Origin of the sequence: Nibrella viscosa, from assembly GCF_039541875.1 — a bacterium.
Taxonomy (GTDB): domain Bacteria; phylum Bacteroidota; class Bacteroidia; order Cytophagales; family Spirosomataceae; genus Nibrella; species Nibrella viscosa.
Genome location: NZ_BAABHB010000001.1, coordinates 498161 through 512913 on the forward strand (window position 1 = coordinate 498161; position 14753 = coordinate 512913).

Annotated in this window: 16 protein-coding genes and 1 riboswitch; of the genes, 7 read left to right on the forward strand and 9 right to left on the reverse strand. The window is 53.0% G+C overall.

What is annotated here, in order from left to right; translation table 11 throughout:
• The 6 genes from ABD931_RS02110 (at position 1) to ABD931_RS02135 (ending at position 4036) form a co-directional block, all read left to right on the forward strand.
• The gene (locus ABD931_RS02110; RefSeq protein WP_345263458.1) at positions 1 to 1278 is read left to right on the forward strand and encodes a nucleoside permease; all 1278 of its coding nucleotides are present in this window, start codon (positions 1 to 3) and stop codon (positions 1276 to 1278) included.
• A gap of 98 nt (positions 1279 to 1376) precedes the next feature.
• Positions 1377 to 1577 carry a hypothetical protein gene (locus ABD931_RS02115; RefSeq protein WP_345263461.1) on the forward strand — a complete coding sequence of 67 codons (201 nt, stop codon included), beginning with the start codon at positions 1377 to 1379 and terminating at the stop codon, positions 1575 to 1577.
• Entirely contained in the window at positions 1568 to 1963 is a 396-nt protein-coding gene (locus tag ABD931_RS02120; RefSeq protein WP_345263463.1) for a hypothetical protein, read from the forward strand. Before ABD931_RS02115 ends, ABD931_RS02120 begins: the two co-directional genes overlap by 10 nt.
• 94 nt (positions 1964 to 2057) lie before the next feature.
• Complete coding sequence (locus ABD931_RS02125; protein ID WP_345263465.1) at positions 2058 to 2822, forward strand: exodeoxyribonuclease III; 765 nt, start codon at positions 2058 to 2060, stop codon at positions 2820 to 2822.
• Positions 2823 to 2858: 36 nt separating this feature from the next.
• The gene (locus ABD931_RS02130; protein ID WP_345263467.1) at positions 2859 to 3443 is read left to right on the forward strand and encodes a Uma2 family endonuclease; all 585 of its coding nucleotides are present in this window, start codon (positions 2859 to 2861) and stop codon (positions 3441 to 3443) included.
• Positions 3440 to 4036, forward strand: a complete 597-nt coding sequence (locus ABD931_RS02135) for a pseudouridine synthase (RefSeq protein WP_345263469.1) — start codon at positions 3440 to 3442, stop codon at positions 4034 to 4036. Before ABD931_RS02130 ends, ABD931_RS02135 begins: the two co-directional genes overlap by 4 nt.
• Positions 4037 to 4051: 15 nt before the next feature.
• Here ABD931_RS02135 and ABD931_RS02140 read toward each other — a convergent pair whose 3' ends face one another.
• The 8 genes from ABD931_RS02140 to ABD931_RS02175 form a co-directional block, all read right to left on the reverse strand.
• Positions 4052 to 4855: a hypothetical protein gene (locus tag ABD931_RS02140; protein ID WP_345263471.1), complete on the reverse strand. Its 804-nt coding sequence runs from the start codon at positions 4853 to 4855 to the stop codon at positions 4052 to 4054.
• 43 nt (positions 4856 to 4898) lie between these two features.
• Positions 4899 to 5516, reverse strand: a complete 618-nt coding sequence (locus ABD931_RS02145; RefSeq protein ID WP_345263473.1) for a 3'-5' exonuclease — start codon at positions 5514 to 5516, stop codon at positions 4899 to 4901.
• A gap of 437 nt (positions 5517 to 5953) precedes the next feature.
• Positions 5954 to 6604, reverse strand: coding sequence for a thiaminase II (gene tenA, locus ABD931_RS02150; RefSeq protein WP_345263475.1), 651 nt, complete (start codon positions 6602 to 6604; stop codon positions 5954 to 5956).
• Positions 6605 to 6616: 12 nt separating this feature from the next.
• Complete coding sequence (gene thiD / locus ABD931_RS02155; protein ID WP_345263477.1) at positions 6617 to 7423, reverse strand: bifunctional hydroxymethylpyrimidine kinase/phosphomethylpyrimidine kinase; 807 nt, start codon at positions 7421 to 7423, stop codon at positions 6617 to 6619.
• Entirely contained in the window at positions 7420 to 8046 is a 627-nt protein-coding gene (thiE, locus tag ABD931_RS02160) for a thiamine phosphate synthase (RefSeq protein ID WP_345263479.1), read from the reverse strand. The genes thiD and thiE overlap by 4 nt, the downstream gene beginning before the upstream one ends.
• 4 nt (positions 8047 to 8050) lie before the next feature.
• On the reverse strand, positions 8051 to 8857 hold the full coding sequence (gene thiM / locus ABD931_RS02165; protein ID WP_345263481.1) for a hydroxyethylthiazole kinase: 807 nt from the start codon (positions 8855 to 8857) through the stop codon (positions 8051 to 8053).
• 68 nt (positions 8858 to 8925) lie between these two features.
• Positions 8926 to 9024: riboswitch (TPP riboswitch) on the reverse strand.
• A 66-nt stretch (positions 9025 to 9090) separates the two neighbouring features.
• On the reverse strand, positions 9091 to 9534 hold the full coding sequence (locus ABD931_RS02170; protein ID WP_345263483.1) for an Xre family toxin-antitoxin system antitoxin: 444 nt from the start codon (positions 9532 to 9534) through the stop codon (positions 9091 to 9093).
• Between the two features lie 33 nt (positions 9535 to 9567).
• Positions 9568 to 12354 (reverse strand): COR domain-containing protein, encoded by a 2787-nt coding sequence (locus tag ABD931_RS02175; protein WP_345263485.1) that lies wholly within the window; start codon positions 12352 to 12354, stop codon positions 9568 to 9570.
• A 275-nt stretch (positions 12355 to 12629) separates the two neighbouring features.
• Here ABD931_RS02175 and fumC point away from each other — a divergent pair, with 275 nt between their 5' ends.
• A complete protein-coding gene (fumC, locus tag ABD931_RS02180; protein WP_345263487.1) occupies positions 12630 to 14033 on the forward strand; it encodes a class II fumarate hydratase in 1404 nt (467 codons plus the stop codon).
• On the opposite strand, the gene ABD931_RS02185 is transcribed toward fumC, so the two are convergent.
• On the reverse strand, positions 14023 to 14658 hold the full coding sequence (locus tag ABD931_RS02185; RefSeq protein ID WP_345263489.1) for a hypothetical protein: 636 nt from the start codon (positions 14656 to 14658) through the stop codon (positions 14023 to 14025). The two genes, fumC and ABD931_RS02185, sit on opposite strands and share 11 nt — an antisense overlap.
• Positions 14659 to 14753: the final 95 nt, after the last annotated feature.

The window sequence follows — 14753 nt, forward strand, 5'->3', positions numbered from 1 at the left end:
ATGAACCTGACCACCCGCGTACAGTTGTCAATGATGATGTTCCTCCAGTTCTTCGTATGGGGAGCCTGGTATGGGCAGATGAGTAAATACATGTTTACCCAGTTGGGGGCCACCGGCGATCAGGTGGGAAATGCCTATACGGCCTTTTCCCTCGCCATGATCGTGGCTCCCTTTTTTGTGGGTATGATTGCGGATCGATACTTTGCCGCTCAGAAAGTCCTGGGTATCCTGAATTTGCTGGGAGCTGGCGTACTGTATTTTCTGATTCAGGAGAAAGACCCGGATACGTTCTTCTGGCTGATTCTGGCGTACTGCATCACCTTTGCTCCAACGCTGGCCCTGACGGCCTCCATTGCGCTGCAGCAGATGACCAGCCCCGAAAAGGAGTTCCCGGGTATTAGGGTGCTGGGTACCATCTCGTGGATTGTAGTGACCAACATTGTCGGTTTCATGAATGTTGGCGATAAGGTGACTGTTTTCCAGATTGCGATGTTCTCGGCCCTGGCCCTGGGTGTGTTCTCGTTCTTCCTGCCCAACACCCCGCCAAAACAAACCGGCGGGGCAACCTTTTCGCAGATTCTGGGGCTGGATGCGTTCAAGCTGTTCAAAGACAGGTCGTTTGCCATTTTCTTTCTGTCGTCGGTGCTGATCTGTATTCCCCTGTCATTCTACTACGCTATGGCTAATCCGTCGTTGACGGATTCAGGCATGACAAATGTAGAAAACAAGATGTCGCTGGGTCAGGCCTCTGAGGTTATTTTTATGCTGCTGATTCCATTGGCGTATGTACGGCTTGGGGTTAAGAAGATGCTCATTGTCGGGTTGATTGCCTGGATTGTCCGGTTTGTCCTGTTTGGGTTCGGTGATGCCAGTACCAGCGAATGGATGCTGTACATTGCCATCATCCTTCATGGCGTCTGCTACGACTTCTTTTTCGTAACCGGCCAGATCTATACGGACAATAAAGCCGGCGAAAAGATTAAATCGTCGGCCCAAGGGCTGATTACGCTGGCTACCTATGGGATCGGAATGGGTATTGGTTCCAAAATGTCGGGTTTGGTAGCTGATATGTACACCGGTGCCGACGGCAAGATCGACTGGACCTCGGTCTGGATGGTGCCGGCCGGTATTGCCGGGGTGGTGCTGCTGCTGTTCATCTTCATGTTCACCGACAGGCAGCGGCCTGGAGCGATCGATCATACCAGGGTTGATGTCGCCTTCGAAGATGTGAAGTACGAAGAACACTCCGGACGGGCCGATCGGAAGGCGAATCCTTAACACACAATATGCCTATAAACAGGGAATGGGCGCGGACAATCTGCGCCCATTTTGCGTTTTAGAATTATATTTCGCAGGCTTAACCATAGGTTTCAGTTATGGAAAAGAAAAAACGAATTGTATTCTACGATGATCTGAATGGTCCACATGAAGCACAGGTCCGGGAGAATGCCGCTTTAACGCCCGAACAGTGCTGGAAGGCTCTGCTGAGGATGAAGAAAATGCATAACCAAATCTTCAAAAAGCAGCCGGCGAAACGAGCAGCAAGAATAGTTATAGAAACGCCGTCATGGATGTAGATGAATTCATAAGGTTTGTGGAAGCAGCGGCCAGGCACCAGGTAAGCTACATCCTGATTGGCGGGTTAGCGCTTATTTTAAATGGCGGAATTCGCTACACTCAGGTCGCTGATGTCTGGATGGAGCCAACTAATGAAAACAGAGATAGACTGATCAAAACCCTGCTGGAAATCGATTTTGACGAAGATGACTTAATCGGTTTAGCTAATGCAGATTTTACTCAGCCTCAAATAATTAGGCTCGACTGCCAAATAGATATTCTCACAAGTGTACATCGGCGGTTGAATTATTATGGTTGTCGACAAAGAGCCAACGCTTTTACAATGGCAGGAGGACAACAGGTCTATTTTCTCTATACAATGATCTTCGGGAAACCAAGATTTTAGCCCGACGTAATAAGGATCTGAGCGATCTTATTATGATTGATGAGATTATTGCTGCCCGGAATAAAGATCAGGATAAACCAGAAAGTTAAGCAAATTGCGTATCCTCACCTATAACGTCAACGGCATCCGTTCGGCGATCAGCAAAGGCCTGCTGGAGTGGCTGGCCGAAAACCCCACCGATATTCTGTGCTTCCAGGAAGTAAAAGCCACCGAAGATGTGGTCAGCCTGACCGCTTTTGAGGAACTCGGCTACCATTACCACTGGCACTCGGCCGTCAAGAAGGGCTACAGCGGAGTGGCTACCTTCTCCAAAATCAAACCCGATAAGGTTGTGCTGGGTTGCGGCATTCAGGAATACGACTGCGAAGGCCGTATCCTCCGCACCGACTTCGGCGACTGGACCCTGCTGAACTGCTATTTTCCGTCGGGCACGACCGGCGAAGTCAGGCAGGCGGTGAAGATGCGGTTTCTGGACGATTTCACCCGCTTTATCGACGACCTGCGCCAATCCCGGCCGAAGCTGATCGTCGTCGGTGATTACAACATTGCCCATACCGAGCGGGACATTCATGACCCGGTACGAAACAAAAACACCACTGGTTTCCTGCCCGAAGAGCGGGCCTGGATGACGCAGTGGTTCAGCAACGGCTTTGTCGATGCCTTCCGGTACAAACACCCCACTGAGGTGGAGTACAGCTGGTGGAGTTACCGGGCTGGTATGCGCAGTAGCAACCGGGGCTGGCGCATCGATTATGTGTCGGTGACGGAAAACCTGAAAAACGCTGTTGCCGATGCCGGCCACCACCGCTTCGCCGTTCACTCCGATCATTGCCCCGTCTGGGTAGAACTGAATGTCTAGCGTAAACTGTTATCTTTACAAAAAGCACAGCCAGCTATGTTACTCGACTTTCCGTTGGTTCTGAAGAAACTTGATTCAATGACCGATGACGAATTCTTTGCGTTCTGTCGGGCCAACGATCCTATGGAGTTCGAACGGGATAAAAACGGCAATATCATCATTGTGGCACCCACCGGATCAAAAACAGGACTTCGTAACATCACCCTGAGCGGTGAATTGTACGCATGGAATAAATATCATGGCTTAGGCTATGCCTTCGACTCATCAACGGGTTTTAACCTGCCTAACGGCGCTACCCGTTCACCGGATGCCGCCTGGATTGCTAAAGAACGGTGGGAGGCCATACCCGACGAACAGCAGGAGAAGTTTGCCCCCATTTGCCCGGACTTTGTGATTGAACTGCGCTCGGCCAGTGATGATCTGAAATACCTGCAGGAGAAAATGGCCGAGTACCGCGAAAATGGCTGCCGGCTGGGCTGGCTCATCGACCGGAAGGAACAGAAAGTCTATATTTACCGGCAGGGCCAGTCGGTAGAAATCCGCGAATCATTTGAAACCACGTTATCCGGCGAAGAGGTGCTGCCGGGCTTTACGTTTGACCTTCGTTTGCTGAATCGTTGAAATCGTCTCCGTACTGCTACTTCCTGATCTATAAGCCCTACCTGACGCTTTCGCAGTTTTCAAAGGAGGGTGACAAACCAACGCTGGCTGATTTGGACTTCCCCTTTGAGAAAGACATTTACCCCGTCGGCCGGCTCGACAGCGACAGCGAGGGCCTGCTGCTGCTGACCAATGACAAACAGCTTAACCACCGACTCCTGAACCCGAAGTTCCGGCACCAGCGCACCTATTACGTGCAGGTCGACGGTCAGATAACCGACGAAGCCATCCGGCAATTAAGCCAGGGAGTGACCATTACCGTCGACGGAAAGCCGTATACGACCTTACCGGCCCAGGTCAGGGTTATACCGGAGCCGGGGCTGCCGGAGCGAAATCCACCCATCCGTTACCGGGCCAACATTCCCACCACCTGGGTATCCATTACGTTACAGGAAGGCAAAAACCGGCAGGTACGCAAAATGACGGCGGCCGTGGGTTTCCCCACGCTCCGGCTGGTGCGATGGGCCATTGAGAAGCTAACAGCTGCTGGTATGCAGCCCGGCGAGGTCCGGGAACTGGACTGGCCGGCGGTGAAGCAGGGGCTGCGGCTGTAGGCAGCGGGAGCCGATTTAACGACAGCTTTCTCGCTTTTCTTTCGAAAACACCACCGGCACCATGTATCGGTTTGGCGCATACCGGCCCCGGCGGTAGACGGCAGTCCAGATAGGAATCAGTTTAATCAGGCGCAGCGCTTCGCTGGTAAACAGGTCGCCGTCAGCTTTCAGTACCTCAATATGAGCCGGCCGACCCAGGCTATAGGGATCAACCGCGATAACCACTTTTCGGACTTCACCGCTTTTCAGAGCTGCCCCGAGCGTTTGCCAATTGGTTTGCCGGCAGAGAAAGTGGCTCAATTCCCTGGCATTCTCAAGAAGCGGTGAAACAATTGTCCGGCGGTTGTCATACCGCGTCAGATTTAGCAGCCGGCCGGCATTGACGGTAAAGCTCAACTCCTGTTCATACACCGACAGGTAGTCCTCATGAACATAATACAACAGCTTACCGATCGGGCAGAGCAGCGTGTTCGTTACCCAATCTCCTAAAACGCGGTGGCTTACCACTTGTCTGCCAAACAAGGCGTTTAAGTCAGCTTTCCGGTGGTCCCCTGAGGAACAGCAGCTACGAATTTCGATCAGATAAAGGTGGTCGTTCTCCAGTAGCCAAACTGCCTGATAGCCGCGCCAGCAGGCCGTTGACCAACAGGCTTTCCATTGAGCCGGTAATTGTCGGTGTATTTGCTCTCTATCCGGATGACTTTCCAGCGGATTAGCGAATAGCAACAACGTATCACCCTGAAAGACCAGCAAATCAGGAGCCTGCGCAGTTGCCAGCGCAACATGGCAGCTTACAACAAAGATAAAAAGCGGCCACACGACCGCTTTACAAATTGTTTGGACGACGGGATGCATAGCGGTACTAGCTGAGTACCTTAAATTGATGCGCCAGTTTGAAAATTTCCTTAAAACAGTGGGCTGTCAGCACCGCATCTTCCAGGGCGTTATGAAAGTCGTCTTCGCGCTCCAGGCCAAAATAGCCGGCAATGTCTTTCAGGCTTAGGCCACGTGGAACGGGTTTGCCGTTCTGCTTCAGAATGCGGAAAACAAAATAGCCCAGTGTGTGCGTATCCAGCAGCGTACGGGAGTAGGGCCATTTCTGTTTCTCCAGACGGTAGGCTTCGCGCAGGAAGTTGATGTCGTTGATGACACTCTGCCCGCAGATAATCACATTTTTCAGGTAAGGCGTTTTATCGGACTGTCCCGCCGGTACGCGGATGTTCAGCTTTTCCAGAATCCAGTCTTCCAACTCCGGCAGCACATCGTAGATCATGGGAGCATCCTCCAGCTCTTTGAGAGAGAGGTTGTGTACTTTTTCCGAATAAAGGGAGAAGGCTTCTTCGTTTTCGGGATAAACGTTGGTCAGGTAGCGACCCTTCTCGCTCCAGTCATCATCGAATAAAACGCCACCAATCTGAATAATTTCGTTCCAGTCCGGTTCCGGACCGGTCATCTCCAAATCAAGTACAAGAAACGGCATGAACGTATAAGCTCGGTTGAGGGTGTAAAACTACGGGGAAAGCGAGAACTCCGAAGACCAGAAAGCAATAAAAAATTGTAAAAAATACCCTTGCCTTTTTTCATCATGCACAATAAAACATAATGTATTCCGTTATAGGAGTAATTCTGTCGTGCCAGCGCCCCGGTCAATCTCCGCCGGGGCTTTTTTATTGGAACAGCCGGCAGAGTTGGATTTTCCTGATTTTGCCTGACTCTGCGTTTCTGATCCGGAATTTGCCCAAAAAGTTAGAAAAATCCTGATTTTCCGGAAAAATGCTGACTTTAGGCAAGTATTTTGAAAAATTATACACTTATTTTTCGAAACAGGAACACTGTACCTGCTGCTGCTGTTTTATAAGTGTTGTTTTATTCGAAGCCCCGGCAGATGCACTGCCGGGGCTTTTTTCTGGCTAGGGCCTACACCTGCCAACGGTGCAGGATATAGGCGTCGTTCCAGAAATACCACTCCAGCCGGCTCGATTGCCGGAACGCTTCCGCCATTTTTTCTTTTTCCTTAGTACTTGCCCCATCCGCTAATTGGTCGGTCAGGTTCAGCATCTGGCTGACGACCTGATCGAAGGCGTCGCCCGCGTAGGTGTCGATCCACGACTGATACGGATTGGGGCTGGCTGCTTTCGCGTAAATAAACTTCCCGACTTCCCGGTAAATCCAGAAACAGGGCAATACCGCAGCCGCCCCCACCGCCGGCGACTCATGAGCCGTAGCCGTCAGCAGAAAATTCGTGTAGGCGAAACAGGCGGGCATTTTTTGCGCCCCGGCGCTGATGCCGAAGCCGGCAAAGTAACTTTCGTGCAGAATGCGCTCCACCCGGATCGCGTTGGCGGCAAACTCTGTCAAGGCCAGGATGTCGTCCGGCTGGTGCGATTTACTGGCTAATTGCGCCAGGGCCCTGCTGAAGTCGGTGAGGTAAAGAGCATCCTGCTGGATATAGTATTGAAACTTCTCCGCTGGCAGGCTGCCCGTTGTTAATTCCCTGACAAAACCGTGGGCGAGAATGGCCTCATAGATGGGCGTAATCTGTTGCCAGAGTTGTTCGGTAAAACGCATAGCTGTGGTGGGTTACTGCCAATATTGATAAAAATGGTGAACCGGACCGTGCCCGTGCCCCAGCGTATACACCGCCCCCGTCTGCAACGCACTGGTCAGGTACATTTTGGCCGCCGAAACAGCCTCTACCACCGGCAGACCTTTGGCTAAACCGGCCGCAATTGCCGCCGACAGGGTGCAGCCTGTCCCGTGCGAATTGCCAGTCTGAATGCGCTCTGTCCGGAACTGATGCTGTTCGGTGGGGGAGATATACAGCAGGTCGGTGCTATCGGCGGTAGCCAGGTGGCCCCCTTTGATCAGGATGGCACCGGGGCAAAGCTGCGCCAGATCGGCGGCTGCTTGTGGCATGTCCGCGGCTGTTTCTACGGCCCGGCCCAGCAACACGCTCGTTTCCGGCAGATTGGGCGTAATCACGGTAGCCATAGGCAACAGGTATGTTTTCAGAGCGGCCACGGCTTCGTCCTGCAGCAGCTTATCGCCACTCTTGGCTACCATGACCGGGTCGAGGACGATAGTTTGGACACCAAAGTCGTTTAAAGTCCGGGCCACGGCCATGATTATGTCGGGGGCGTGCAACATGCCGATTTTAACGGCGTCGGTACCGATGTCGCTCAGTACCGCGTTCAACTGCTCCACCACAAAATCTGCTGGAACGGCATGAATGGCCGTAACAGTGCGGGTATTTTGCGCGGTTAGGGCGGTCAGCACCGACATGCCGTAGCAGCCGAGGGCCGCAAAGGTCTTAAGATCTGCCTGAATACCGGCACCTCCTCCGCTGTCGGAGCCGGCAATGGTTAAGGCTCTGGCGTATGTTTTCATAAGGCTTCTTCAATTAGGTCAATCAACCGGCGGCTAGCGTCGTAGGGGGAGGGATGGCCGCAAATGGCCGACACCACCGCCACACCCGTTGCCCCGGCCCGAATCACATCCTGTACATTGCCGGCGCTGATGCCGCCGATGGCAAACGTTGGCCGGTTGGTCCGGCCGCAGATCACGCCCAGCGTTTCTATACCCAGCAAACTGGCGGTATCCTGCTTGGTGCCGGTTGGGAATACCGTAGCCACGCCCAGGTAATCAACATTGAGATCGCAGGCCGTCTGTAGTTCAGTCAGGTTGTTGACGGACAACCCGATTATTTTTTCGTTGCCTACCAGCGAGCGCACCACTTCATACGGCATATCGTCCTGCCCGATATGAACCCCATCGGTATCCAGGGCCATAGCCACGTCGACGCGGTCGTTGATAATCAGCCTGGCTCCGTATGCCTGCGTAATGCGTTTAACGGCCGCGCCTGTTTCCAGAAACTGCCGGGTCGACAGGTTTTTTTCCCGCAACTGCACCCAGCGCACCCCCGCCCGGCAGGCTTCTTCTACCACGTAGGGCAGGGTATGGCCGGCCTGCCGGCAGATGTCGGCGTCGGTTACCAGGTAGAGTCGGTTCATTGGTTCACTGGTTCGTAAGTTTAACGGTTTTCTGGATTTGGTCGGCGGTGAGCTGGTAGAGGGTATCCAGGAAAGAAACCTGGAGGCTACCCGGTGACGGCGTTTTCCGGGCGGCCAGTTCACCGGCTATACCCATGACGCACATGCCGTGCACTGCCGCCTGAAAGGCATCGGGATTAACGGCGACAAATGCCCCGATAAGCGCCGTGGCGGTGCAGCCCATGCCGGTTACCTTTGTCATCAGCGGATGGCCATTGCCGATGACCGCGACGCGGTCCTGGTAAACCACGTAATCGTCGGCCCCGCTGATAACCACCACACCGCCGAAATGCCGGCTCAGTTGGCGGGCGCTGTCCAGTGCCGCTTCGGAACCATGCGTGCTGTCGACTCCTTTGGTTTGCGCGTTCAGCCCGGCCAGCGCCATAATTTCGGAGGCATTGCCCCGGATAATGGTGGGAGCGGCCAGGTCCAGCAGCGCCCGGCTCACCTGGTTCCGGTAGGGGGTAGCCCCTACGCCAACCGGGTCGAATACTATGGGCTTTTTCAGCAGCTTAGCCCGTTTCATCGCCAGCCGCATACCGGTCACAAAATTGGGGTCCAGCGTACCGATGTTGACGACCAGGGCACTGGCAATGGCAATGAAATCTTCAACCTCGTCGGGCGCGTGAACCATGGCAGGCGAAGCGCCCAGCGCCAGGAGCGCGTTGGCGGTGTTGTTCATGACCACGAAGTTGGTAATGTTTTGTATTAAAGGAGCCTGGGAGCGGATTTGCTCCACATCCTTCCAGATCGACTGAGCTGATGGCGACATGTTGCTGTTGGGCGGTTAGGTAAAACGAACAGCAACCTTAGGGGAGAAAAGAGGGCATCTAAAGCAGGCCGATCCGGCTAACTTTTTCCTACGGCAGTACAAACTGCATCAGGTTCTGAGGGTCTAATCTCAGTCAGGCCACGGCACTGACACCCCTAAAGTTGTGGCGCAAAGGTAGGGTATTTTGGGGAAAGGTGCCGGAGAAACTGCCTGATTGGGCATTTTTCAACTCCTTACGAGAAGATGCCGTGCTGGATTCGGCCCAGAATGTCCAGAACGAATGATCGGCCTATTGTAGAGTCAAGCAGCATGATGGGTTTTCGGCCGCCCAGGGCGGGTATACTGGCCAAGAGCCAAAACCGAAAATCCTCTTCAGATTCATACACGGCCATACCTCTTACGTAGACTTCCGCTAAGGCAATAACTTTCTCAGACTCCTTCGGTGTCAACCGCCCGTTTGCCTGTATCCGACGCTGAAAGGTACTTTCTGAAATACCCAGCATCCGGCTCATAGTCCGGTTGGTAAAGCCAAAACGCTTCTGAAGAAAAATTGCCGATGCCGTGGGCAGTCCATCTCTATTTACCGCTAACAAATCGAAATCATGCCTGATCGGCCTTCCTATCCGTTGTTCTCCTCCTAATATATCTACGAGTTGCTCTAATCTTACGTGCCGCATATGGGTTGAGGTTTTCGGGTACGGTTAACAGGATTAGGTCAGCGACTGCATACGCTCATCAATAGCCTTTTTGATTTCGGCAAAGTCATTTTCGGAGAGCAACTGCATGGTAAGTGCATTAATATCATTCAAAATCTCAAACAAGTCACCTAGGTTGGCAGCTATTGATTTTATCCGTTCATGCTCTGCTTTTTCTTTGGCTGAAATATCTTCGGCGTAATTACGAACGTATTCATCCCACTCTGCCTTCTGCTGTTTCCAATGTTCGCGATATTGGGTTCGGCCTTTAGGAGAAAAGTCTAGCCTTTCTACCTGAATTGGATATATACGTTCTACAAATGCTGCTTTTTCAAGCCTGGAATTGCGAAAGGCTTCATAGAGATCAAACATACAATAAGAGGACTTAAGATACTTGTCGCTGAGTGCTACCACAATAATATCGCCTTTACCAATGCGGTCCATAAATTCCGAAATAAGACCTTTGTACCCTAAATCCATCTTATCTCGCTTGACCTTGTAGCCGTTAGACTTTAAGCTCTCGTACAGCGCATCTACTATCTTCTCCCGGCTTTCGCCGGTTTCGCGGTCGTCGCCCCAGGCGTAGGAGAAGAATATTTCGGGCTTCTTTTTTTCAGGTTCAGGCATAACAATGGGAGGTGTTTCAAGGGCAGGTATGTCTTTGTCAAACAAAAAGCTGAAATCGCTGACCGATAGCCAACTGCCTTGTTTTGACTTGATTTTAGGGACGTGCCCCAGGCTATCCTGTAACGCCCCAATCTCAACAAACCCGGTTCCATTGACTGAAACTTCAATTTCCGGTTTCTGATCGCTCAGCTGCCAGAGTGCATCAAACAGTTCGCGGGCGAGTCGTCTGGCCGCTGGTTTGTTCTCCAGCGTGACGCTGATCCGGCGGGATGTAAAGTGGCACTCCGCTACGATGCGTACGCCCTGTTTGTCCAGTACCAAACCGTATTTCCAGTACACATCCTGGGCCAGATTGCCGTACCGCACCATAAACCGCAGAAAAACGCTTTTGGGCATAAAGCGCGGATAGTGCAGCGTAAATCCGATACTTTCTTCCGGCTTTGGCGTTAACATTCGAAGCCCATTGGCATCCGGGTAGTTGGCCGGCAGGTACTGCGGGGCTATATAGGTATCAGGCGTATTGGGTTTCTCAAAGATCAGCTCAAACCGGTGGGCTTTCATTAGCTCCAGAAAGGTATCCGTCAGCGCGGCCATGCCTTTTTCGGTCAGCACCTGCTCAACGTGGGTGCGGGTAAACTCGCCTTTATTCGTTTCCTGAATGTCGTAACTCAGAATAGCATAAACCGTATCGCTGACCCACTGCGGGTTCAGGAAAACTTTATCGGCTAATAATGGACTATTGTTGACATACAGAATGGTGCTGGCGGCTCCTCCCAGATAAGTTAGCAGGCCGGCCATTTCGATTGTAGGGTCGATATGACGGCAGAAGTTTTCAAAATCTGAATAGCTCATCCAGCGATTAGCAGACGGAAGTTTACGGACTTCGTCGCGTATCTCAACCCATTTAGCCCCCAGGGCATACCTGGCCGCATCGTGCTGAAGCGTTTCGATGAGCCTGGCCTGAAAGGTTCTGTAGGCAAGCCAGGGCGCTTTGTTGTAATTTTCTATACACTCGATGGCCTGCTTTACGCTTAGCCCATACGCGGGCGATAGCACGTTGTAAGGTGGCTTAAAATATACATCCGGCACCGGCAGGGGCGTATGCTTATCGGTCTTGGTCTGTACGAGCAGCACGGTACTGTCGGGGGCGTAGTAGCGGATGCTCTCCAGCCAGTAGCTATAGGGGAAGTGATCCAGCATGAGCCGGTACGGTTGCCCGGCCAGGTAAATATCGGTTTCTATCTCGGCCTGTTCGTTGGTTTCGGCTTCCCAGACCACCAGGTACACGGCATGATCGTCCAGAAACAGGCGGTGGGTGGCGTGGTAGTATTCCTGACCGCCAAAATCCCAGATATTGACCCGCAGGACCGGGTCGGTCTCCGAAACCGGCCAGCGTTTCAGCGATATGCCGTGGGTAGAGTTTTGGGCCGGTTCGTAGCTGCCTTCCTGTAAAAATTGAGTGAGGGAGGTTTTGCCGGCGGTGGTATTGCCCAGTACAATCAGTTTCACCTCATCGTTCCGGACGGCTCCTTTCCTGAGCGAGGCAAAATAATCCCGGACGTCCTGTAATACATTTTCATAGGGTTTATCAAAAATTTCCTTAGGAATATTCCGGATTGGATTGCCGTGCAGGTACAATTCACCAAGCCTGGACAGACCTGTGACAAATTGCTCAGAAATTTCGCTGATTTGATTGTAGCTCAGGTATAAGGCCTGGAGTTGGGTCAGGGGCTCCAGAAGGCGGATATCGCTGATTTGACTGTCGCGCAGGTATAAGCGTTGGAGTTGGGTCAAGGGTTCTAGAAAACAGATATCATTGATTTGATTGTAGCTCAGATCTAAAGACTGGAGTTGGGTGAGAGGCTCCAGAAAGCTGTAATCGCTGATTTGCCAGCTATCTGCATACTCTCCTCCGATTCTCAACTCCTTAAGGTTTTTTAACGATGAAATGGCCGATGAGATACTGGTGAGGCTGTTTCGCCTTCCTTTATTCTGACTGTCAATCCAGGTGCGTTCAGACGGATCCCAATAACTGTTGCTTACTATCAGGGTTTCGAGCCAGGTACAGTCAAACAGGTCATCGGGCAGGGTGGTGAGGCCGCAGTTGCCGAGGTCCAGAAAAGGGGAGCGGGTCTGTTTGTTTTCCTTAATCAGGCGGATTGCCAGGTCACTCATACAGGCATACGGGCTTTGTAACCCCAAATACGGATTTTCGTCGCTGGAAATCAAATCTGACCATGTGTAGATTCGTTAACGGCCGGGCATTCGCTTCCGCCTGGGGTGCAAACACCGCTCCACAGAAACAAACCGGCTTTCGGCATGGGAAAAAACAAGGCGTGTCCTACCTTTGCGGCCAATTCCAACTTTGTGTTCAAAATGAGGATGGCCGGTCATATACGACCATTGCAGTGGAATACCACCTACCCTCAAACGTTAAACCTCAAACCACAATGGATTACCGCATAGAAAAAGACACGATGGGCCAGGTGCAGGTGCCGGCCCACGTTTACTGGGGTGCGCAGACCCAGCGCTCCATCGAGAACTTTAAAATTGCCCAGGACATCAATAAAATGCCCCGCGAAATTATCCGGGCGTTTGCCTACCTCAAAAAAGCAGCCGCGCTCACCAACCTCGACGCGGGCGTACTGTCGCAGGAAAAAGCCGACCTCATCGGCCGGGTGTGCGACGAAATTCTGGACGGCAAACTGGACGATCAGTTTCCGCTGGTGGTCTGGCAGACCGGTTCGGGTACGCAGTCGAACATGAACGTCAACGAAGTGGTGGCGTATCGCGGCCACGTGTTGCAGGGTGGGCAGCTTACCGACGAGAAGAAGTTTCTGCACCCGAACGATGATGTAAACAAGTCGCAGTCGAGCAACGATACCTTCCCCACGGCCATGCACATTGCGGCTTACCAGATTCTGACGGAGGTAACCATGCCGGGCATCGAGAAGCTGCGCCATACGCTGGACCAGAAGGCGAAGGAGTTTGCCCATGTGGTAAAGATCGGCCGGACGCACTTCATGGACGCTACCCCGCTCACGGTAGGGCAGGAGTTTTCGGGCTACGTGTCGCAGCTCGATCACGGCCTGCGGGCCATCCGCAACACCCTGGCGCACCTGTCGGAGCTGGCGCTGGGCGGTACAGCCGTCGGAACCGGCATCAACACCCCTCCAGGTTATTCAGAGAATGTCGCAAAGCACATTGCCGACCTGACCGGCCTGCCCTTTGTTACGGCCGAGAACAAGTTTGAAGCCCTGGCCGCCCACGACGCGATTGTGGAAGCCCACGGTGCCCTGAAAACGGTAGCGGCCAGCCTGATGAAGATCGGCAATGATATCCGGATGCTGGCGTCGGGGCCGCGGGCGGGTATCGGCGAACTGTTTATTCCGGACAACGAGCCGGGCTCGTCCATCATGCCCGGTAAGGTAAACCCGACGCAGTGCGAAGCCATGACCATGGTAGCCGCGCAGGTATTCGGCAACGACGTCGCCATCAACGTCGGAGGGGCAATGGGCCACTTCGAGCTGAACGTGTTCAAGCCGGTGATGATTTACAACTTCCTGCACTCGGCCCGCCTGATCGGCGATGTCTGCGTATCCTTCAACGACAAATGCGCCGAAGGTATCCGCCCGATTGAGGAAAACATCACGAAGCACGTCAACAACTCGCTGATGCTGGTAACGGCGCTGAACACCAAAATCGGCTACTACAAAGCCGCCGAAATTGCTCAGACCGCCCATCGTGAAGGCTCAACGCTGAAAGAGACCGCCGTGAAACTCGGCTACCTGACGCCCGAGCAGTTCGACGAGTGGGTAAAGCCGGAGGATATGGTAGGGGAGATTAAGGTGTAAGCCGTACTGCCCGTTTCCGGATAAAGTAGGCGATCACCAACAAACACAAAACAGTGGGCAGTATCTGGCTGTAAGGTTTAAACTGGGGAAGCACCGTACCCGTAAAGGCCGAGACAATGGCATTGTAGGCCGAACACAGCTTGTAGATATGCTCGTACAGCCACCAGGTCTTTAGCCGGTCAAATAGCCAGATATGCTTAACGAGATCATAACCGGTGATCAGTACCAGCGCCGATAGCGTGGGGTAAACAACGGCCGGTGACCAGTTGCTGTCCGCTTGCTGCACATAAGCCAGATACAGTAAGCCCGTCAGTAGCGCACCAACGGCAATCACGATGTCATAAGGCGTCGCCGGGCGCTCCCGACGCCGTACGGTGCGGTAACCGGAGTAACCGCCGTATCCGCTCAGAAGCGTCAGCATAAGCAGGAAGGGCGTAGACCGGAAAAAGAAAGTGCCCAGGAAAGCGGTGCCGACCACCACGCTCAGGAGGTACAGAAAATACCGGCCAAAGCGGATGTGCCGGCGCGGACGGTTCTGGTTCACTAAGGCAATCAAGCCAATTAAGAGGGCAATGGTACCAAAGAGTACGTGTACAATGATGTTCAGTTTATGCAGTAAGGCCATATAAACCGGCTGCCGGATTCTGTGGCTCTCTGGAAATGGTCCGGGTCTGTTGCCCGGCAGCCTTATTCAAAATTGGTGGAGAATCGGGGGGACTG

Coding starts and splice junctions, on each gene's coding strand:
- ABD931_RS02110 (WP_345263458.1), top strand. CDS start 1: ATGAACCTGACCACCCGCGTACAGTTGTCAATGATGATGTTCCTCCAG.
- ABD931_RS02115 (WP_345263461.1), top strand. CDS start 1,377: ATGGAAAAGAAAAAACGAATTGTATTCTACGATGATCTGAATGGTCCA.
- ABD931_RS02120 (WP_345263463.1), top strand. CDS start 1,568: ATGGATGTAGATGAATTCATAAGGTTTGTGGAAGCAGCGGCCAGGCAC.
- ABD931_RS02130 (WP_345263467.1), top strand. CDS start 2,859: ATGTTACTCGACTTTCCGTTGGTTCTGAAGAAACTTGATTCAATGACC.
- ABD931_RS02145 (WP_345263473.1), bottom strand. CDS start 5,516: ATGCCGTTTCTTGTACTTGATTTGGAGATGACCGGTCCGGAACCGGAC.
- tenA (WP_345263475.1), bottom strand. CDS start 6,604: ATGCGTTTTACCGAACAACTCTGGCAACAGATTACGCCCATCTATGAG.
- thiD (WP_345263477.1), bottom strand. CDS start 7,423: ATGAAAACATACGCCAGAGCCTTAACCATTGCCGGCTCCGACAGCGGA.
- thiE (WP_345263479.1), bottom strand. CDS start 8,046: ATGAACCGACTCTACCTGGTAACCGACGCCGACATCTGCCGGCAGGCC.
- thiM (WP_345263481.1), bottom strand. CDS start 8,857: ATGTCGCCATCAGCTCAGTCGATCTGGAAGGATGTGGAGCAAATCCGC.
- ABD931_RS02170 (WP_345263483.1), bottom strand. CDS start 9,534: ATGCGGCACGTAAGATTAGAGCAACTCGTAGATATATTAGGAGGAGAA.
- ABD931_RS02175 (WP_345263485.1), bottom strand. CDS start 12,354: ATGAGTGACCTGGCAATCCGCCTGATTAAGGAAAACAAACAGACCCGC.
- fumC (WP_345263487.1), top strand. CDS start 12,630: ATGGATTACCGCATAGAAAAAGACACGATGGGCCAGGTGCAGGTGCCG.
- ABD931_RS02185 (WP_345263489.1), bottom strand. CDS start 14,658: ATGGCCTTACTGCATAAACTGAACATCATTGTACACGTACTCTTTGGT.